15 protein-coding genes are annotated in these 18,747 nt (G+C 73.2%); 2 read left to right on the top strand and 13 right to left on the bottom strand.

The window, feature by feature from the left end; all coding sequences use genetic code 11:
• Positions 1–32: 32 nt before the first annotated feature.
• From ACGFIG_RS11260 to ACGFIG_RS11200, 13 genes are all read right to left on the bottom strand, one after another.
• Complete coding sequence (locus ACGFIG_RS11260) at positions 33–989, bottom strand: sugar phosphate isomerase/epimerase family protein (RefSeq protein WP_393001639.1); 957 nt, start codon at positions 987–989, stop codon at positions 33–35.
• A complete protein-coding gene (locus tag ACGFIG_RS11255) occupies positions 986–1,840 on the bottom strand; it encodes an SCO3242 family prenyltransferase (RefSeq protein WP_393001637.1) in 855 nt (284 codons plus the stop codon). Before ACGFIG_RS11255 ends, ACGFIG_RS11260 begins: the two co-directional genes overlap by 4 nt.
• Complete coding sequence (locus tag ACGFIG_RS11250; protein ID WP_393001635.1) at positions 1,824–2,984, bottom strand: inositol-3-phosphate synthase; 1,161 nt, start codon at positions 2,982–2,984, stop codon at positions 1,824–1,826. The genes ACGFIG_RS11255 and ACGFIG_RS11250 overlap by 17 nt, the downstream gene beginning before the upstream one ends.
• Positions 2,985–3,468: 484 nt before the next feature.
• Entirely contained in the window at positions 3,469–4,674 is a 1,206-nt protein-coding gene (locus ACGFIG_RS11245) for a Gfo/Idh/MocA family protein (RefSeq protein ID WP_393002879.1), read from the bottom strand.
• Between the two features lie 53 nt (positions 4,675–4,727).
• Positions 4,728–5,783, bottom strand: coding sequence for a substrate-binding domain-containing protein (locus ACGFIG_RS11240; protein WP_393001633.1), 1,056 nt, complete (start codon positions 5,781–5,783; stop codon positions 4,728–4,730).
• A gap of 194 nt (positions 5,784–5,977) precedes the next feature.
• Positions 5,978–7,084 (bottom strand): ABC transporter permease, encoded by a 1,107-nt coding sequence (locus ACGFIG_RS11235; RefSeq protein WP_393001631.1) that lies wholly within the window; start codon positions 7,082–7,084, stop codon positions 5,978–5,980.
• Complete coding sequence (locus tag ACGFIG_RS11230) at positions 7,081–8,592, bottom strand: sugar ABC transporter ATP-binding protein (protein WP_393002877.1); 1,512 nt, start codon at positions 8,590–8,592, stop codon at positions 7,081–7,083. The genes ACGFIG_RS11235 and ACGFIG_RS11230 overlap by 4 nt, the downstream gene beginning before the upstream one ends.
• A gap of 245 nt (positions 8,593–8,837) precedes the next feature.
• Positions 8,838–10,016: an ROK family protein gene (locus ACGFIG_RS11225; protein WP_393001629.1), complete on the bottom strand. Its 1,179-nt coding sequence runs from the start codon at positions 10,014–10,016 to the stop codon at positions 8,838–8,840.
• A gap of 511 nt (positions 10,017–10,527) precedes the next feature.
• Positions 10,528–11,682 carry a YihY/virulence factor BrkB family protein gene (locus ACGFIG_RS11220; RefSeq protein ID WP_393001627.1) on the bottom strand — a complete coding sequence of 385 codons (1,155 nt, stop codon included), beginning with the start codon at positions 11,680–11,682 and terminating at the stop codon, positions 10,528–10,530.
• 64 nt (positions 11,683–11,746) lie between these two features.
• Entirely contained in the window at positions 11,747–12,547 is an 801-nt protein-coding gene (locus ACGFIG_RS11215; protein WP_393001625.1) for an ABC transporter permease, read from the bottom strand.
• An 11-nt stretch (positions 12,548–12,558) separates the two neighbouring features.
• A complete protein-coding gene (locus tag ACGFIG_RS11210; RefSeq protein ID WP_393001623.1) occupies positions 12,559–13,365 on the bottom strand; it encodes an ABC transporter permease in 807 nt (268 codons plus the stop codon).
• A 136-nt stretch (positions 13,366–13,501) separates the two neighbouring features.
• Positions 13,502–14,038 carry a hypothetical protein gene (locus ACGFIG_RS11205; RefSeq protein ID WP_393001621.1) on the bottom strand — a complete coding sequence of 179 codons (537 nt, stop codon included), beginning with the start codon at positions 14,036–14,038 and terminating at the stop codon, positions 13,502–13,504.
• Positions 14,039–14,122: 84 nt separating this feature from the next.
• A complete protein-coding gene (locus ACGFIG_RS11200; protein WP_393001619.1) occupies positions 14,123–15,055 on the bottom strand; it encodes an ABC transporter ATP-binding protein in 933 nt (310 codons plus the stop codon).
• 431 nt (positions 15,056–15,486) lie between these two features.
• Between ACGFIG_RS11200 and ACGFIG_RS11195 the strand changes: the two genes are divergently transcribed.
• Both ACGFIG_RS11195 and ACGFIG_RS11190 read left to right on the top strand, forming a co-directional pair.
• Positions 15,487–17,703 (top strand): TRAP transporter permease, encoded by a 2,217-nt coding sequence (locus tag ACGFIG_RS11195; protein WP_393001617.1) that lies wholly within the window; start codon positions 15,487–15,489, stop codon positions 17,701–17,703.
• Positions 17,700–18,719 carry a TAXI family TRAP transporter solute-binding subunit gene (locus tag ACGFIG_RS11190; protein WP_393001615.1) on the top strand — a complete coding sequence of 340 codons (1,020 nt, stop codon included), beginning with the start codon at positions 17,700–17,702 and terminating at the stop codon, positions 18,717–18,719. The genes ACGFIG_RS11195 and ACGFIG_RS11190 overlap by 4 nt, the downstream gene beginning before the upstream one ends.
• Positions 18,720–18,747: the final 28 nt, after the last annotated feature.

The raw sequence follows: 18,747 nt of genomic DNA, 5'->3' as shown, positions 1-18,747 counted from the left end.
GTCTCCTCCCTCGTGCTGCCGACCTGGCCCCGTCACCGGTGCTGGCGTGCCGCCTCCTTCGCGGTGGCACCCGGTCCCGGGCGTGCCGCCTCCTTCGCGGCGGCGCGCAGGAAGTCGAGCGAGCGGGCCGCGACGGCGGGGGCGGCGTGCGAGTGCCGGGGCAGTTCCACGGCGACCAGGCCCCGGTAGCCGGCGTCGCCCAGGGCCCGCAGCACGGGCGGGAAGTCGATCTCCCCCGCGCCGAACTCCAGGTGCTCGTGCACGCCCCGGCGCATGTCGTCGATCTGCACGTTGACCAGGTGCGGGCCGACCTCGCGTACGCACTCGGGGACACCTCGCGGCTCCAGGCAGCGGCAGTGCCCGATGTCGAGGGTGATGCCGAAGCGGGCCGGATCGCCGAGCGCGCCGCGCAGCCGGCGCCAGCCGGCGATGTCCTCGACCAGCATGCCCGGTTCCGGCTCGAAGCCGAGCGTCGTGTCGGCCGCCTCGGCGGCGTCGAGCACCGTCGCGCAGCCGGCGACCAGCCGGTCCCAGGCGGTCTCCGGGGGCACCGTCCGGGGGCGTACGCCGGACCAGAGGGAGACGGCCTCCGCGCCCAGGTCGGCGCCGATCCGCACGGCCCGGCGCAGGAACTCGACGCGCCGCGCCGGGTCGTCGTGCAGCAGCGTCGGGGCGTGCTTGTGCCACGGGTCGAGCAGGTAGCGGGCCCCGGTCTCGACGACCACGGCCAGGTCGAGCGCCGCAAGCCGGCGGGCGACGGCCGCCACCCGGCGGGCCAGCACGGGCGCGAACGGGTCGAGGTGGTCGTGGTCCAGGGTGAGCGCGACGCCCTGGTAGCCCAGGTCGGCGACGACGGCGAGCGCGTCGGTCAGGCGGTGGTTGGCGAACCCGTTGGTGCCGTAGCCGAACCGGAGACCGCCGTCGCCGTCGGCCGCGCCGGCCACCGCCGTGGCCCGGGGGCCCGGCGCGGGACGGGTCGGGGCGGTCATGTCGGGGAGATCCTTCGGGCGAGCCGGCCGCCGAGCGGCGCGGCCGCCGCCACCGCCAGCCCCAGCAGCCCGGCCCCGGCGCGTGCGGTGAGGGCGCCCTGCAACGCGGGCAGCCCGGTGATCCCGGCTCCCACCGCCGCCCGCACCCGGTCGGCGCGGGGGTCGGCCGCCGCCCGGGCCTGGGCCGCGCCGTAGCGGGCCGCGTACCAGCCGGCCAGCAGCGCCGGCAGCGCGGCCCGCTCAGGCCGGGGCCGGACGGCAGCGCCCGCGGCGACCAGGGCGGTGCCGGCGAGGGTACGCAGCGGCAGCGCGGCGTCGGCGCCGGTGACCTCGCGGCGGGAGAGCGCGGTGACCGTCCACGTGTGCGCGGCCACGGTGACCGCCGCCGGCACCGCCCGCAGCGCCCGTCCGCCGGTGGCGCCGAGGAGGACGTCCAGCCCCCGGCAGGCGGCCATCACGGCCGGGCCGGCGGCTGTCGACTTCGCCGCCAGGTCGTACCCCCAGACGGCGGCGGCGAGCGGGACCGCGACCGTCGCGGCGCGCCGGCCACCGGCGGCGGTGGCCAGCGCGACCCCGGCGGCGGTGAGCCCGGCGGCGAGGCCGAGCGCGGCCCCGGGGGTCACCCGGCCGCTGGGGATGGGCCGCTCGGGGCGTTCGACGGCGTCCAGCCGGCGGTCGGCCCAGTCGTTGGCGGCCATTCCCGCCCAGTAGAGCAGGACGGACGCGGCGGCCAGCGCGGGCGTACGCCGCCCGAGCGCGCCGGCGGCCGCCGCCCCGGCGACGACGTCCCCGGGCACCGAGAGCGCGGCCGGCGCCCGGACCAGTTCGGCGAGGTCAGCGAGGCGCGGCATCGGTGCCTCCCGTGTGCAGCCGGTGGGCGAAGCCGCACAGTCGGGTCCACTGGTCGGCCAGCGAGTGGGTGGGCGTGCCGAGCGGGTCCTTGAAGAAGAAGGCGAGGTCGGTCAGGGGGCCGGCGTGGCCGGCGGCGTGCGCGGCGGCGGTGAGTCGGGCCAGGTCGAGCACGAGGGGCGCGGCCAGGGCCGAGTCGCAGCCGTGCCAGGTGAACTCCATCCGCATCCCGGTGCCGAGGAACCCGGCGAACGTGATCAGGTCCCAGGCGGTCTTGAAGTCGCCCAGCGCCTCGACGTACTCGATCCGGGTGCCGCCCTGCGGCAGGTGGCCGAGGGTCTCGCCGAGCACCCGCTGCTTGCTCTCCACCTTGGCCGCGTTGGCCGCCGGATCGGCGAGGGTGGCGCCGTCGCCGCCGCCCAGCAGGTTGACCCCGGACCAGGAGCGCACCGCCAGGTGCCGCATCGCGAACATCGGCGCGAGCACGGACTTGACCAGCGTCTCCCCCGTCTTGCCGTCGTGCCCGGCGTACGGGATCCCGCGCTCGGCGGCCAGCGCCACCAGGGCCGGGAGCCGCAGCCCGGTGGACGGGGTGAAGTCGACGTACGGGCAGCCCGCCCGCACCGCCGCGTACGCGTAGAGGGAGCTGGGCGGCAGCACCTCGTCGGGACCGGCGAGCGCGGCGGCCAGCGCGCCCGGGTCGGCGTGGCCCGGGTGCGGGCGGGCGGCGGGTTCGGTGGCCGACACGTTGACCACCACCACCCGGTCCAGCCCGTGCCGGCGGCGGAAGTCGGTGAGGTCGCGTACGGTCGCGGCGGCCCGGTCCGCCTGGGTGCCGCCGGCGGGGGCCGGACGCAGCTCGCGTTCGACGGCGGCCAGCTCGTCGGGAAGGGCGGCGACCAGCCGGCCGGGCAGCACGCCGGCGGCGGCCAGGGTCTCGGCCCGCTTCGCCAGCGGGGTGGTGACGACGTCGTGCCCGCCGAGGACCAGGTCGGTGAAGGCCGGCAGGGCGGGCCCGCGCAGGTCGGGCAGCTCGGTGACGCAGCCGGTCGGGCCGGTGAGCCCGGACCGCAGGGCGAGCGCCCCCACGATGCTGGTGGTCGCGACCGAGCCGCGTGCTCCCACCAGCCAGACACCCGTACGCATGGTGCTCCTTCCCGATCAGGAGGAACCAGCCGTGCATTGAGTTATATAGATATCAGAAGTTTGTCTGGAAAGATATGCATCTATGCGAATGGGCCCCGTCCGCCGGCCGCCCCGGGAGGAGCCCACCGGTCCGGTGTCGACGTCGGCGGCGACGACCCCGGCCCGGATCCCGGCGCGGGCACGGACGGACGGGGCTGGCAGGCAGGGCCGGTCGGCGTCCGTCCCTGCCTCCCCCGCATCCGCCGGTCGGGACGTCGGCGCGCGCCGACCGGACGTCGTGGGGTGACACGGCCCGGCAACGGTTGCCGGGTGGTGACGGTCCTCCGGTGCGACCGGGGAATCCCGGTCCGGCCGCACCGGACGACCGTCTGCTCGTGCGTCACCGGGCCACGCCGGCCCGGCCGCACGTCCTCCGGCTCCGACCTCGTCCCGGCCGCGGGGCGCAACCGCGGCCGGTCCCTCGCCGGTCGGCGCCGGAGTCGGCTCAGGCGGCGACCGTGGCCAGGGCCGGCTCCACCTCGGTCCACGAGGAGCCGAGCCCCGCCGACCGGGTCACCGCGTCCAGCACCAGCTGGACCTGCAACCCGTCGACGAAGGAGGGCGCCGGGTCGACGCCGGTGGCGATCGCATCGACGAAGTCCCGCATCTGGTGGGTGAAGGAGTGCTCGTAGCCGATGAGGTGGCCGGGCGGCCACCACGCGGACATGTACGGGTGCTCCCCCTCGGTCACCAGGATGCGGCTGAAACCCTGCTCGGCGGCGGGTCGCGTCGCGTCGTAGAACTCCAGCTCGTTGAGGCGCTCCAAGTCGAAGGCCACCGTGCCCAGCGAGCCGTTGATCTCCACCCGGAGGGCGTTCTTGCGTCCCGTGGCGAAGCGGCTCGCCTCGTACGTCGCCAGCACGCCGCCGTCGAGGCGGGCCACGAAGACCGCCGCGTCGTCGACGGTGACCGCCCCGGTGGCCGGGCGGTGGCCGTCGGCACCGTTGCCGTCGGCCGTCGTCCCGTCCACCGTCGCCGCCAGTCCGCTCGACCCGGCCGGCAGCGGGCGTTCCTTGACGAACGTCTCCGTGACCGCGCTGACCCCGGTGATGCGCCGACCGGTGACGTACTGGGTCAGGTCGATGATGTGCGCGCCGATGTCGCCGAGCGCGCCGGAGCCGGCCCGGTCCCGCTGCAACCGCCAGACCAGGGGAAACTGCGGGTCCACGATCCAGTCCTGCAGGTACGTCGCCCGGACGTGCCGGATCACCCCGAGCCGCCCGTCGGCGACGAGCTGGCGCATCATCGCGACCGCCGGCACCCGCCGGTAGTTGAACCCGCACATCGACCGCACCCCGGCGGCCTGCGCGGTGACCGCCGCGGCGGCCATCGCCCGGGCCTCGGAGACCGTGTTGGCCAACGGCTTCTCGCACAGCACGTGCTTGCCGGCGGCCAGCGCGGCGAGGGCGATCTCGGCGTGGCTGTCCCCGGGCGTGCAGACGTCGACCACGTCGATGTCGTCCCGGGCGATCAGGTCGCGCCAGTCGGTCGTGTACGCGTCCCAGCCGAGCCGGTCGGCGGCGTCGGCCACCTTCCCGGCGTCCCGGCCGCAGATCAGCGACATCCGGGCCCGCGCCGGCAGGTCGAACACCCGGTTCACGGTGCGCCACGCCTGCGAGTGCGCGGCGCCCATGAACGCGTAGCCGACCATGCCGACCCGCAGTTCTCTGTCTGTCGTGGACAAGGTGGGTCTCCCCCCGTGTGTCAGAACCCGAGCTTGAGGTAGTCGCCCGCGTTCTCCTTGGTGATCGTCTCGGAGGCGAGGATGATCTCCTTGGGCACCTGGAGTTCCACCAGGTCGGACATGCCCCTGCCCTGGCCGATCAGCCGGGCCAGGGAGATGGCCGACGAGGCCATCGAGGGGCTGTAGGTCACGGTCGCCTTGAGCACCGTGTTGTCCGCCTGGATGTCCTCCATCGCCTTCTTCGAGCCGGCGCCGCCGACCATGAAGAACTCCTTGCGGCCGGCCTGGTTGACCGCCGCCAGCACGCCGATGCCCTGGTCGTCGTCGTGGTTCCAGAGCGCGTCCATCTTCGGCAGGGCCTGGAGCAGCTGCGCCGCCTCCTGCTGCCCCGAGTCGGCCGTGAACCGGGCCGCCCGGCGGTTGGCGACCTTGAAGCCGCTCGCCGTCAGGGTGTCGACGAAGCCCTTCGAACGCTCCTGGGTCAGCTCCAGCTCGTCCATGCCGGCGATCTCGCCGATCACCGGGTTGCTGACGCCCTTGGCCTTGAACTGCTCGATCATGAACGTGGCGGCGGCCACGCCCATGCCGTAGTTGTCACCCTTGATCTGGAGCCGGTAGGCCCGCGCGTCGGGAAACGCCCGGTCCAGGTTGACCACCGGGACACCGGCCTTCATCGCCTCCAGGCCGAAGGCGTTGAGCTCCTTGCCGTCGTGCGGCAGCAGCACGATCACGTCCGGCTTCTGCGAGATCAGCGTCGACAGCGCCGCCCGCTGGGCCGCCGCGTCCGCGCCGGCCTCGACCGACTTGAACTCCACGTCGGAGTACGCCCCGGCCTGCGCCTTGGCGTTGTTGGTGATGGCGGCGATCCAGCCGTGGTCCGCGGCCGGCGCGGAGAAGCCGATGACGACCCGCTTGCCGGGCTCGTTGTTGCCGCCCGGCGCGGCCGCCGCCTTGGTCTGCGCCTCGGTCGGCTGCGTCTCGTTGCTGGTGCAGCCGGCGAGCAGCACGCCGGCGCCGACGGCGGCCCCGCCGAAGATCAGTCGGCGGCGCGACATGTCGCGACTGTGCTGGGTCATGACGACCTCCTGGGTTGACGGTGGTGGAGGAATCTCGCGGTGCGGGCCGCATGAGCGCGTGCGGGACCCGGCCACCGTCGTTCGGGTGGCCCGGATGCCGCGCTCGGTGCGGGTGGGTCGGTGGGAGTCGGTGCCGGTCTGCGGTGCGGATCGGTGCGGTGCGGTGTGGTGCGGTGCGGTGCGGATCGGTGCGGTCAGGTTGTGGTGAGGCGGTTTCGACCCAGGAACTGGGTGAGGCTGCGGAACTGGACCTGCTGGACCAGGACGGCGGCGACGATGATGCCGCCCTTGACCATGTTCTGGGCCTCCGTGGAGAGGCCGTTGATGGCGAAGAGGTTGGTGATGGTGGCAAAGATGACCACCCCGAGCAGGGAACCGATGATGGTGCCCCGCCCGCCGCTGAGCAGTGTGCCGCCGATGATCGCGGCGGCGATCGCGTCCAGCTCGTAGAGGTTCGCCATGGCCGCCTGCGCCGAGTTGGCCTGGGCCGTGAGCATGATGGCGGCGATGCCGCAGCAGAGCCCGGAGAGGGCGTAGAGCAGCACGGTGTGCCGCCGGACGTTGATGCCGGCGAGCCGGGCGGCCTCCGGGTTGCCGCCGACCGCGACCGTACGCCGGCCGAAGGTGGTGCGGTTGAGCAGCACCCAGCCGGCGGCGACCACGGCGGCGAGGATGTAGACCAGCAGCGGAATGCCGAGCAGGCTGTCACTCGCGAGGCCGTTGACGAAGCCGTTGCCCGACACCTGGGTCTGCTTGTCGGAGATCTCCGCAGCGAGCCCCCGGGCGGCCACCAGCATGGCGAGGGTGGCGATGAACGGCACCAGCCGGCCGTACGAGATGAGCACGCCGTTGACCAGGCCGACCGCCAGCCCGACGGTGAGCGCGCTGAAGATCATGCCGCCGGCGCCGTAGCTCTGGGTCGCCACCGTCGTGCACCAGACCCCGGCCAGCGCGACGATCGCGCCGACGGAGAGGTCGATGCCGCCCCCGATGATCACGAAGGTCATGCCGACGGTGACCACCCCGACGACGGCCGCCAGCTTGAGGATGCTCAGGACGTTGGCCCACACCCAGTCCGGGTCGGAGTACAGGTCGGAGCGGGTGAGGGCACCGATCACGACGAGCACGGCCAGTACGCCGACCAGTGCGAGGTTGCGGCGGGCACCCTCGCCGCCGTCCCCCCGCCACCAGGAGATCCGGCCCGGTGCCGCCACCTTGTCGACGGCCACCCCGCTCGGGTGCACCGGCGGCGACTGCGCCGACCGCTCCGGCGCGGCGGTGGGAGTGGGACCCTCGGTCATGCCGCTGTGCCTTCCATCAGGGACCCCGCCATGACGAGGTCGAGCACGGTGTTCTCGTCGAGTTCGCCGGCCGGGGCCTCGCGGACGACCCGCCCCTCCCGCATCACCAGCACGCGGTCGGCCAGACCGAGCACCTCGGGGACCTCGCTGGAGACCAGCAGCACCCCGACGCCGCGCGCGGCCAGTCCCCGGATCACCTGGTAGAGCTCCGCCCGGGCGCCGACGTCGACGCCCCGGGTCGGCTCGTCGAGCAGCAGCAGCCGGGTGTCGCCGAGCAGCCAACGCCCGACCACCACCTTCTGCTGGTTGCCGCCGGAGAGCGTGCGCACCGGCCGGCGTACGTCGCGGGGGCGCAGCTCCAGGCTCTCGGCGATCCGGTCCGCCTCGGCCCGCTCCCGGGCAGCGTCGGTGAACCCGGCGCGGGCGTAGCGGCCGAAGGTCGCCAGGGTCACGTTGCGGTAGATCGGCTCGCCCAGCAGCAGCGCCTGGCTCTTGCGCTCCTCGGGAGCCATCCCCATGCCGGCCCGTACCGCCGCGCCGACGCTGCCGGGGCGCAGCGCCCGGCCGGCCATCCGTACCACGCCGGCGTCGGCACGCCGCGCGCCGTAGATGGTCTCCAGCAGCTCGGAGCGGCCCGAGCCGACCAGCCCGGCGATGCCGACGATCTCGCCGGCCCGGACCCGGAGCGAGACGTCGGCGAACTCGCCGGCCCGGGTCAGCCCCTCGACCGTGAGCAGCTCCGCGCCGCCCGGGGCGTCGGCCGGGCGGTCCGGGAAGACGTACTCGATGGTGCGGCCCGTCATCCGGCTGACCAGGTCGCGGGTCGGGGTGTCGCGGGCCGGCAGGTTCGCCGCCGTGGTCCGGCCATCCTTGAGTACGGTGACCCGGTCGCCGATCTCGCGGATCTCCTCCAGGCGGTGGGAGATGTAGATGACGGCGATGCCCTGCGCGGTCAGCTCCCGGATGATCCGGAACAGGTTGCCCACCTCGTCGTGGGCCAGTACGGCGCTCGGTTCGTCCATGACGATCAGTCGCGCCTCGTGGGAGAGCGCGCGGGCCATGCTGACGACCTGCTTGCCGGCGGCGGGCAGCGCGCGCACCATCCGTCCGGGCGGGATCTCGGCGTGGCCGAGCCGACCGAGGATCCGCCGGGTGTGCCGGGCCATGACGCCGCGCCGGACGAAGCCGAGCCGGCGCGGCTCGTGGCCGAGGAAGGCGTTCTCCGCGACCGAGAGATCCTCGACGAGGTCGAGTTCCTGGTAGATGGTGGCGATGCCGGCGCGCATGGCGGCCTGCGGGTTGGCGAAGGCCACCCGTTCGCCCCGCCACTCGAGGTGCCCCGAGTCGGGCCGGTGCACCCCGGCCAACACCTTGATCAGGGTGGACTTGCCGGCGCCGTTCTGCCCGAGCAGGCAGTGCACCTCGCCGGCCCGCACCTCCAACCGCACGCCGTCCAGTGCCCGTACGCCGGGGAAGGTCTTGACCACGTCGGTGAGACGCAGCACCACCTCGCCCGCGACGGTGTCGGCGGGCGCCCCCACCAGCGGCGCGCCGTGCGCCGGCTCACTCCTCGCGCTCACAGCACCACCTCCGTTCGCGACTGCGGGGCTCGCAGGAGCGACTCACTCCTCGCGCTCACAGCACCACCTCCGTTCGCGACTGCGGGGCTCGCAAACCCGGCTCACTCCTCGCGCTCACAGCACCACCTCCGTTCGCGACTGCGGGGCTCGCAAACCCGGCTCACTCCTCGCGCTCACGAGGCCTCCGCGAAGGCGACGTCACTGGCGAGTACGGCCGCGCCGGCCACCCCGGCGCGCGGGCCGAGTTCGGAGAGGACGACGGGAAGGTTGCCGGTGGCCAGCGGCAGCGACCGGCGGTAGACCACGCTGCGGATCTCGGCGAGGAGGATGTGTCCGAGCTGGGCGAGCCCGCCGCCGATCACGATCATCGACGGGTTGGTGAAGCTGACCAGCCCGGCCAGGACTCCACCAACCCGCCGACCCCCGTCGCGGATCAGCTGGATGCAGGTCACGTCCCCCTCGACCGCGCCGCCGGCGACGTCCAGGGCGGTCACGGCGCCCTGCGCGGCCAGCCGTTCGGCCAGCGCGGGCGACGCCCCGCTGCGCGCGACGGCGGTCGCGTTCCTGGCCAGCGCGGCTCCGCTGAACAGCGCCTCCAGGCAGCCGACGTTGCCGCAGGAGCACATCGGACCGTGCGCCTCGACCTGGATGTGGCCGATGTCCCCGGCGCACCCGTCGGTACCCCGGTAGACCTCGCCGCTGAGGTAGATCCCGCACCCTATTCCGGTGCCGATCTTGACGAAGAGGAAGTCGTCCACGGAGTGGGCCACCCCGCCGTGCCGCTCCCCGATCGCCATGATGTTGACGTCGTTGTCCACCACCGCCGGGCAGCCGTGCTCGCGGGTGAGCAGCTCGCGCACCGGGAACCGGTCCCATCCGGGCATGATCGGCGGCGAGACCGGCACGCCGTCGCGGAAGCTGACCGGGCCCGGCACCCCGATGCCGACGGCGTCGAGCCGCTCGTAGGCGCCGTCCACCCGGGCCTTGTGCAGCAGCTCGTTGACCCGCTGGAGGATCACCTTCGGTCCGGTACGGATGTCGGCCGCCTCGGCGTACGCGGCCACCGGCTCCAGTCGGCCGTTGACCACCTCGACGTCGATGGAGCTGGCGCCGAGGTCGACGGCGGCGAAGCGCAGGCGCGGGCTCAGCTCGACCAGGGTGGAGCGGCGTCCGCCCCGGGAGGCGGCCAGCCCCGCCTCGGCGACATAGCCGAGGCCGACGAGCCGTTCCAGCTCCGCCAGCAACCGCGGACGGGGCATCTGAAGCCGGTCGGCCAGCTCCGCCCGGGACACCGGCCCCTCGTCACGAAGCAGCCGCAGCAGCCGTACGTGCAGGGAGTCGACCGTCCGCACCGAACTCACCTCTTCGCGGGCTCGTGCACATCGACGTGACGCCGAGGTGTCGTGCCCGACACAGTAGGAGCGTTCCGTGTCACATGTCCAGAGCTTCGGCCGATCTGAAGCAAACTTTCGTTGGGATGAACAAAAGCCTCCGACGGATCGGGAAGAACAGGGCAGCCGCGCGAGGCCCACGGACGCGATGGCTCCCACGACGGCGAGGCGTCTGACCCGGCGAGGGCGATGCCGTTGCGCCCCAGCGACGTGGGTCGTATGCCCAGCGCTGGCAATGCCGCAGGCCAACGCTGGCGATCAGGACGCCATGGACCTCAAAACCGGCGGGTAGCGTCCACCACGTCCTGATCACCAAGGCGCTCACGGGCACCGAAGCGGAACATGCCGCGCTGCCCCGCTACCGGGCGCGCCCGTGCGGAAGGGCGCCCGCACGCCGATGCCCGGGCGGAACGTGCCGCGCCGCCCCGCGCACCCGGGGAGGTGGCGAGGCGGCGCCGGTACGGGCGGAGGGTCAGCTGCGGTTGGCGGCGTTGCGCTTCTTCTTCAGCTTGCGGTCGTCGCGCAGTTCGACGTACGGCTCCTTCTCCGGGGAGTGGCCCGCCTCGATGGCCCGGCTGCGCTCCAACTCGGCGTCGAACTCCGCGCCGAGCAGGATCGCGATGTTGCTCAGCCACAGCCAGATCAGGAAAATGATCACACCGGCGAGCGCCCCGTACGTCTTGTTGTACGAGCCGAAGTTGCTGACGTAGAGCGCGAACAGGCCCGAGATCACCAGCCAGATCACCACGGCCAGTACGCCCCCGGGGCTGACCCAGCGGAAGCCACCGTGCCGCGCGTTCGGCGACGCCCAGTAGAGGATGGCGAACATCAGGCTGACCAGGAGCAGCAGCACCGGCCACTTGGCGATGTTCCACACGGTCACCGCCGTCGAGCCCAGCCCGATCGCCTCCCCCACCTGCTCGGCGAGGCCGCCCGTGAAGACCACGATCACGGCGCTGGCCAGCAGCATCACGCCGATCACCGCGGTCACCCCGACGCGGATCGGCAGCGTCTTCCAGATCGGGCGTCCCTCCGGCACGTCGTAGATGGTGTTCGAGGCGCGCATGAACGCGGCGATGTAACCCGACGCCGACCAGAACGCCGCCAGCAGACCGAGGATGGCGGCGAAGCCGGCGAAACCGCCGCTCTGCTGCGCCTGGTCGATCGCCCCCTCGACGATCTGCCGGATCTCGCCCTGCGGCACCGCCTGGTTGACGGTGTCCTTGACGCCCTGCGTCGCGCCCGGACCGAGCAGGCCGAGGATCGAGACCAGCACCAGCAGGCCGGGGAAGATGGAGAGCACCCCGTAGTAGGTCAGGGCCGCCGCCCAGTCGGTCAGGCTGTCGTCCTGGAACTCCCGCACCGTACGGCGCAGGGCGGCCTTCCAACCGGCGCCCGGCAGGTCGGTCGGGCTGTCGGGACCCTCGTCCGGGCCGACCGGGCCGCGACCCGGGCGGCGGCGCTGCTCGGCACGCGCGTCGGCTGCCCGGTTCGGCTGGCCTGTCCGGCGGTCGCCCACCCGGCCGGGGACCTGCGCATCGGCCGCCGGGAGGCGCTCGCCCCCGGCCACCGCCCCGGAGTCGTCGCGGTCGCGCCCACTGCGGGTGGGAGACTCGTCGGAGGCCATCGCCCCTCCTCGTGGTCGGCTGTCGGTCTCCTGGACATGCCCAGGCGGCAGCCGTCGTTAACCCTCAGCCGTAGAGCAACCTGCCCATCCGGCGCGAGGAGATCAACAGCCCCAGGACCACCGCCGCGAGCAGGTAGAGCACGTCGAGCACCCAGTCCCAGCCGGCCGCGCCCACCGAGACGCCGCGGATCAGGTGCACCGCGCGGTAGAGCGGCGTCACCTCCACCGCCCAGCGCAGCGCCGCCGGGTAGGACTCGGCGGGGACGAACGTGCCGGAGAAGAGGAAGAGAGTGAACTGTGCCGCCGACATGAGGTCGAAGTCGTGCCAGCTGCGCATGAAGGTGGTGATCGCCATGCCCAGCGCGCCGAAGGCGAAGCCGACCAGCACGGCGGCCGGGAACGCGACCAGCGCCCGCGCCGCGGTGGTCAGGTCCATCACCACCATCACCACGAGGAAGGCGGCCGAATAGGCGCTGCCGCGCAGCATGGCCCAGAGCAGCTCCCCCAGCGCGATCTCGAACGGCTGCACGGGGGTGGCGATGACCCCGTCGTACAGCTTCATCTGCTTCATCTTCCCGAAGAAGTTGAAGGTCGTCTCCGACAGCGCGCCGGACATGGCCGACGACGCGAGCATGGCCGGGGCGACGAACGCCGCGTAGGTGACGACCTCACCGCCGGGCAGCGTCAGGTCGCCGACCAGCGTGCCGACCCCGACACCGATGGAGAGCAGGTAGAACAGCGGCTCCACGAAACCGGAGACGAGCAGCAACCAGTAGACGGCCTTCAGGGCCGCGACGTTGCGCTCGGCCACGGAGATCGACCGGCGGGACGCGGCGGCCAGCCGGGGCAGGACGAGAGCGACCACTGCGACTCCTCCTAGACGACCAGCCTGCGGCGGAACGCGTGCCGGGCCAGCAGCCAGCCGCCGACCGCCCAGGCCGCGAGGTAGAGCAGGTGGCCGGCGACCGACCACTGCGGAGCGACGCCGAGCGAGGCCGCGCGGCACAGGTCGACGCCGTGCCAGAGCGGGGTCGCGTAGGCCAGCCAGCGCAGCGCCAGGGGCAGCGACTCGACGGGGAAGAACACGCCGGCGAAGAGCGTCATCGGGATCACCGCGAAACGGAGCAGCATCGCCAGCCAGCTGTCGACGGTGACCACCGACGCGTACGCGAAGGTCGGGGCGGCGACGGCCAGCCCCAGCAGCGCCGTCACCGGCAGCGCGACGAGCGCCCACGGCGAGCGCAGCGCCCCGAACAGGGCCGTCACCAGCAGGAACGCCGCGACGGTGGTGGACACCCGGAACACCACGAAGGCCAGGTGCCCGCTGAGGATGTCGCCCACCCGCAGCGGCGCCGCGCTCTGCGCGACGTAGGTCCTGACCCACTGGAAGTTGCCGAACACCGGCCACGTCGACTCGCTGACGGCCGTCTGCAACGCCGTCGACGCCATCAGGCCGGGCACGATCCAGTCGAGGTAACGCACGCCGTCGACACCCTGGTCGATGTAAGCGCCGACGCCGACACCGAAGCCGAGGACGGTCAGCACCGGCAGCAGGAACGACGAGAACAGGCCCGCCCGCCAGGTGCGCCGGTAGCTGACGAGATGGTGCGCGAGCACCGCCAGCGCCGGCACCCGTGGCAGCGCCGGGCGTGCCCGTTCCCGCGCCGACTGCGTCGTGCTCACGCGACCGCCCCCGTCCCGCTCCGCGTCCACCACGGCCTTCCTACCTCGCCGGTACGACAGCCTGCCGCCCCCGTCGGCGGCCCGGCCGCTCCACCGCTCGTCGCTCGTCGCCCCGTCGCCCGTTCACCGCCGGCTGTCAGCGTGCCCGGGCCGCACGGAGCAGCGCCAGCACCGCGTAGCCGAGCAGCAGCAGCCCGGCGCCGGTGCCGACCACGAGCCCGGCCGCCACCGCCGTGACGAGCGCGGTGATCAGCCCGGCCAGGGCGACGACGCACAGCGCCGCCCCGAGCAGCCACAGCAGCGGGTCGCGCAGCACCGGGACGAGGGGGAAGAAGTGCAGCCCCACCACGGCGCAGACCAGCACGGGGATGAACTCCGACCATCCGACCACGGCGAGCAGGACGGCGCCGAGCCCGGCGGCGGCGAACTCGGCGAGCACGATCAGGAGGTAACGACGGTCGGCCGCGCGGTCCCGGGCGACGTCTCCCCGACTGCGGGCCACGACGACGGCGCCTACCACCGCCGTGACCAGCGCCGCCCCGCTCGCGACCACCAGCAGGGCGCGCAGCGGTTGCTCGGCGGCCGGCACGCTGAACCAGATCGTCGCGAAGACACCCAGATAGAGCGCGGCCAGCCCGGCCTCGCGGCGGGACTGGAACTCCAACCTCGACATGGCACCCCCGTGTGCGTCGCCGGCCGCGCAAGGTGTCGCCGGCCCGCCGATGCTACGTAACGGACCGCGCGGCCGTGCGCTCGGTCAGTCGACCAGGGTGCGGCCGGTGAGGTGGAGGAAGACGTCCTCCAGGCTGCTGCGCCGCACCAGCACGTTGGCCGGGTGCAGGCCCCGCTCGCCGACCTCGGCGACGGCCGCGTCGCCGTCGGGCACGTAGAGCAGGATCCGGTCGGGCAGCACCTCGACCCGCTCCCCCAGCCCGTCGAGCTTGCCGGCGAACGCCTCCTGCGACTCGGCGGCGAACCGCAGTTCCACCACCTCCCGGGTGGAGTGCTGGTCGATCAGCGCGCGGGGCGAGCCCTCGGCGACGATGCGCCCGGCGTCCATCACGACCAGGCGGTCGCAGAGTTGCTCCGCCTCGTCCATGTAGTGCGTGGTGAGGACCAGCGTGACGCCCTGCTGCTTGAGGCGGAACAGCCGCTCCCAGACGAGGTGCCGGGCCTGCGGGTCGAGGCCGGTCGTCGGCTCGTCGAGCAGGACGATCTCGGGCTCGTTGACCAGTGCGCGGGCGATGGTCAACCGCCGCTTCATGCCGCCGGAGAGCGGCTCGACCTTGCTGTCGGCCCGCTCGGTGAGCTGGACGAAGTCGAGCAGCTCGGCGGCCCGCACCCGGGCCACCCGGCGGGAGATGCCGAAGTAGCGCGCGTAGGTGGTGAGGTTCTCCTGCACGGTCAGGTCGGGATCGAGGTTGTCGAGCTGGGGGCAGACGCCGAGGCGGGCCCGGATCGCCGGCCCGTCGCGGACCGGGTCCATGCCGAGGATGCGCAGCTCGCCGCCGCTGGGCGGGGACGTGCACCCGACCATCCGCATGGTGGAGGACTTGCCGGCGCCGTTGGGCCCGAGGAAGCCGAAGGCCTCGCCGGCGCGCACCTCGACGTCGATGCCGTCGACCGCGGTGAAGTCGCCGAACCGCTTCACCAGCGCCCGCGCCTGGATGAGTGGTGGAGCCGTGGTCACCGCCCGACCATAACCCCCGGCTCCGACACCTCCCGCCCGACCGGTTCGGGTCCGCCCCCGGGCGATAGGGGTGGGGCCGGCCGCGGAAGTGGGGCCGGGCGGTAGGGGGTGGAGGTGCCCTGGTCAGAACCCGTCCGGCGACACAGAGCGACCGAAACTACGCTGCGTCACCGATTCGTACGGCGGACGCGGCGCGGCGCGGAGGGCACAGCGAACGGCCGAGGCGCGCCCGGCTACCGGACCAGAGTGGACGGATCGGTTGCAATCCATTGTCAGCTTGCAACATTCTTACCAATTATGGCGTAGAGCCCGGCTCGAATACGGGCCGGAAAATGATCTCTCTGCGTGATCGAAGGTCCAATTCAATTACTGACTGCAATCATGATCAGCAATATTCCGCCCGGTATGTAATTGGCGTATCGTGCCCCCTCGTGCCAGCAGTGCGTTCCTCCGGCGACTCCACCTCGCAGCCGTCCACCATGGGTGCCGGCTCCACGTCCGACGACGGTCCGGTCCCCCTGCCGCCCGAGGTGGACGGCCGGACCGGTCCCGACGGCGCCGAGCCCGATCCGCGGGAACTCGCCGCGCAGTTCGAGGACGAGAAACCCGGACGGGAACTCTCCGGGCCGATCGGCGTGCTGGTTACCGGGACCACGCTGGCGATCGCACTGCTCGCCCTCTGGCAGGTGTTCCAACCGCTGCCGCAGGGCAGCAAGTTCTATTTGATCATCTTTCTGGCCGGCATCATGCCGATGGTCTTCCTGGCGTACCCGGCGGATCTGCGGCTGCCCCGGCGACTGCGCCGTGCTGACGCGGACCAGCCGTCCGGCGCCACCCCGGCTGACCGCCGCGGGCATCGCGGCCCCACCCTGCCCGACTGGATCCTGGCCGGCGCCGCGCTGGTCAGCTGCCTCTACCCGGTGCTGCCCGTCGGCCTCGGCGACGGCGGCGGCGGGTACGACGCCTTCCTCGACCGGCAGGGCCTGCTGGTCGGCATGGACGTGGCGATGGGCACCGTCCTGCTGATCCTGCTGCTGGAGGCGTGCCGGCGCACCACCGGGTGGATCCTGCCGGCGGTCTGCGTGGTCTTCCTCGGCTACGGCTACTACGGCGGACTGCTGCCCCAGTCCTGGCCGGTGGCCCACGCGGGCCTCGACTTCGGACAGATCGTCGACGGCCTCTACAACTCCGACAGCGGATTCTACGGCACCCCGCTCGACGTCGCGGCGACGTACATCGTGCTGTTCACCATCTACGGCGCGGTGCTGGACCTCTCCGGGGCCGGCCGGTTCTTCGTGGAGCTCTCCGCCGCCGCCTTCCGGCGCTCGCGCACGGCCGCCGGGCGTACGGCCGTCGCCTCCGGGTTCCTGCTCGGCACCGTCTCCGGTTCCGGCGCGGCGACGACCGTCAGCATCGGCGCGGTCACCTGGCCCGTGCTGCGGCGGGCCGGCTACCCGCCGGAGCGGGCGGGCGGCATGCTCGCCGCGGCCGGCGTCGGGGCGATCCTCTCCCCGCCCACCCTCGGCGCGGCGGCCTTCATCATCGCCGAGTACCTCGGCGTGTCGTACCTCCAGGTGCTCGGCTGGGCCACCGTCCCGACGGTGCTCTACTACCTCGGCATCCTCCTCGCGGTCGAGATCGACGCCCGGCGTTCCGGCGTGCGGCCGGTGGTGATCGACACGACGGGCGCCGGCCGGTTGCTGGCCCGGTTCGGCTACCACTTCCTCTCGCTCTTCGCGATCGTCGGGCTGCTCGCGGTCGGCTTCTCGGCGACGAAGGCCGTGGTGCTGGCCACCGTCCTGGCCGCCGTGCTGTCCTTCCTCGACCGTCGGCACCGGCTCACCCCCGCCCGCCTGCTCACCGCGCTGAGCGCCGGGGTGCGCGGCGTGCTCGCGGTGAGCGCGGTCTGCGCCGCCGCGGGCATCATCACCGCCACCACCACCAAGACGGGCCTCGGCCCCCAGATGGCGGACCTGCTCATCGACCAAGCCCGGGCCGTGAGCTCCGAGCCCGCCGTGGTGCTGGCGCTCACCGCCCTGCTCGCCGCCGTCGCCCTCACGCTGCTCGGGCTGGCCGTGCCGGTCACCGCGTCCTTCGTGATCGGTTGGGTGATCATCGGACCGGCCCTGCTGGACCTGGGCGTCACCGCGCCCGCCGCAGCCATGTTCGTCTTCTACTTCGCGGTGCTGTCCGAGGCGTCCCCGCCGACCGCGCTCGCCGCGGTCGCCGCCGCCGCGGTGACCGGCGGCCGGCTGGTGCCGACCATGTGGCAGACCCTGCGGTACGCCCTGCCGGCCTACCTCATCCCGCTCGCCTTCGTGGTCACCCCGACCGGCCTCGGGCTGCTCGGCATCGGAGGCCCCCAGCGGATCGCCGTCGCCACGGCGGTCGCCGCCCTCAGCGTCGCCGTGCTGGCGGTGGCGGCGGGCGGCTGGCTGCCCGGCGTCGGCCCGGCCGGTACGCCGGAGCGGATCCTCGGCGCGCTCGCCGGGCTGACGCTGCTCTGGCTCGAACCCGTACCCGTCGCGATCGGCGCCGTCCTGGCTGCCGTCATGGTGGCGGGTGTGCTCGTCAGACGCGGATCCGCCGGCCGGACCGGCGGGCCGTCAGCAGTACCAACGGTGAACCATGGGGAGGAAAAACAGTGAGACGGATCGACATGCGGATCGCCGCGGGAGTCGGCGCGCTGGCCCTCGTCGCGGCGGGCACCGCCGGCTGCGGAGGCCGCCAGGACGGCGCGACCAAGGACGACGCCGCCAGTGAGATCACCTGCAAGGTCACCGACAGCACCCGCGTCGGCATCGCCACCGGCAACGCCACCGGCGTCTACTACGTGGTCGGCAACGCCCTGGCGGGCCAGCTCTCCGGGGCGACCGAGGGCAAGCTGACCGGCACCGCCGCCGAGACCGGCGCCTCCGTGCAGAACATCGAGCAGCTCGTCGGCGGCCAGTACGACGTCGCGTTCTCCCTGTTCGACACGGCGGTCAACGCGGTGCAGGGCAAGGGGAGCTTCACGGCCCCGCAGCCCGTGGAGGCGCTCGCCCGGATCTACGACAACTACACCCAGGTCGTCGTCCGGGCCGACTCGGGGATCAACTCGGTCGCCGACATGAAGGGCAAGAAGATCTCCACCGGCTCCCCCAAGTCCGGGACGGAGGTCATCGCCAACCGGCTGCTGGAGACCGCCGGCCTCGACCCGGCCAAGGACGTCCAGGCGCAGCGGCTCGACCTGACCAAGACCGTCGAGGGCGTCAAGGACGGCAGCATCGACGGCATGTTCTGGTCGGGCGGGGTGCCCACGGGAGGCCTGACCGACCTGTTCACCACCGCCGGCGACAAGGTGAAGTTCATCGACATCACCCCGCTGCTGCCCAAGATGGCCGAGATCAACCCGGCGTACCAGGCGGGAACCATCGCCGCGGACGTCTACAAGACCGCGGCGGACACCCCGACCATCGTGGTGCCGAACGTGCTGCTGGTCCGCAAGGACCTCAACGCGAACGTGGCCTGCGCGATCACCCGGACGGTGTTCGACAAGAAGGACGCCCTGGCCCAGGCCAACCCGGCCGCCAAGGGCATCAGCCTGGACAACGCCCGCAAGACCGACCCCGTACCGCTGCACCGGGGCGCGGACAAGGCGTTGCAGGACCTCGGCACGAGCTGACCCCAGGTGCCGGGTCCGGGCCTCCCGC

The sequence above is a fragment of the Micromonospora sp. NPDC049048 genome (genome assembly GCF_043197615.1).
Taxonomy (GTDB): Bacteria; Actinomycetota; Actinomycetes; order Mycobacteriales; family Micromonosporaceae; genus Micromonospora.
The sequence above is the reverse complement of the archived record's forward strand: the minus strand, read 5'-3'. Positions and strand labels throughout refer to the sequence as shown.

Excerpts from the sequence above, each read along its gene's own strand:
- ACGFIG_RS11255 (WP_393001637.1), bottom strand. The coding sequence starts at position 1,840 with ATGCCGCGCCTCGCTGACCTCGCCGAACTGGTCCGGGCGCCGGCCGCG.
- ACGFIG_RS11250 (WP_393001635.1), bottom strand. The coding sequence starts at position 2,984 with ATGCGTACGGGTGTCTGGCTGGTGGGAGCACGCGGCTCGGTCGCGACC.
- ACGFIG_RS11235 (WP_393001631.1), bottom strand. The coding sequence starts at position 7,084 with ATGACCGAGGGTCCCACTCCCACCGCCGCGCCGGAGCGGTCGGCGCAG.
- ACGFIG_RS11205 (WP_393001621.1), bottom strand. The coding sequence starts at position 14,038 with ATGTCGAGGTTGGAGTTCCAGTCCCGCCGCGAGGCCGGGCTGGCCGCG.
- ACGFIG_RS11245 (WP_393002879.1), bottom strand. The coding sequence starts at position 4,674 with ATGGTCGGCTACGCGTTCATGGGCGCCGCGCACTCGCAGGCGTGGCGC.
- ACGFIG_RS11240 (WP_393001633.1), bottom strand. The coding sequence starts at position 5,783 with ATGACCCAGCACAGTCGCGACATGTCGCGCCGCCGACTGATCTTCGGC.
- ACGFIG_RS11220 (WP_393001627.1), bottom strand. The coding sequence starts at position 11,682 with ATGGCCTCCGACGAGTCTCCCACCCGCAGTGGGCGCGACCGCGACGAC.
- ACGFIG_RS11260 (WP_393001639.1), bottom strand. The coding sequence starts at position 989 with ATGACCGCCCCGACCCGTCCCGCGCCGGGCCCCCGGGCCACGGCGGTG.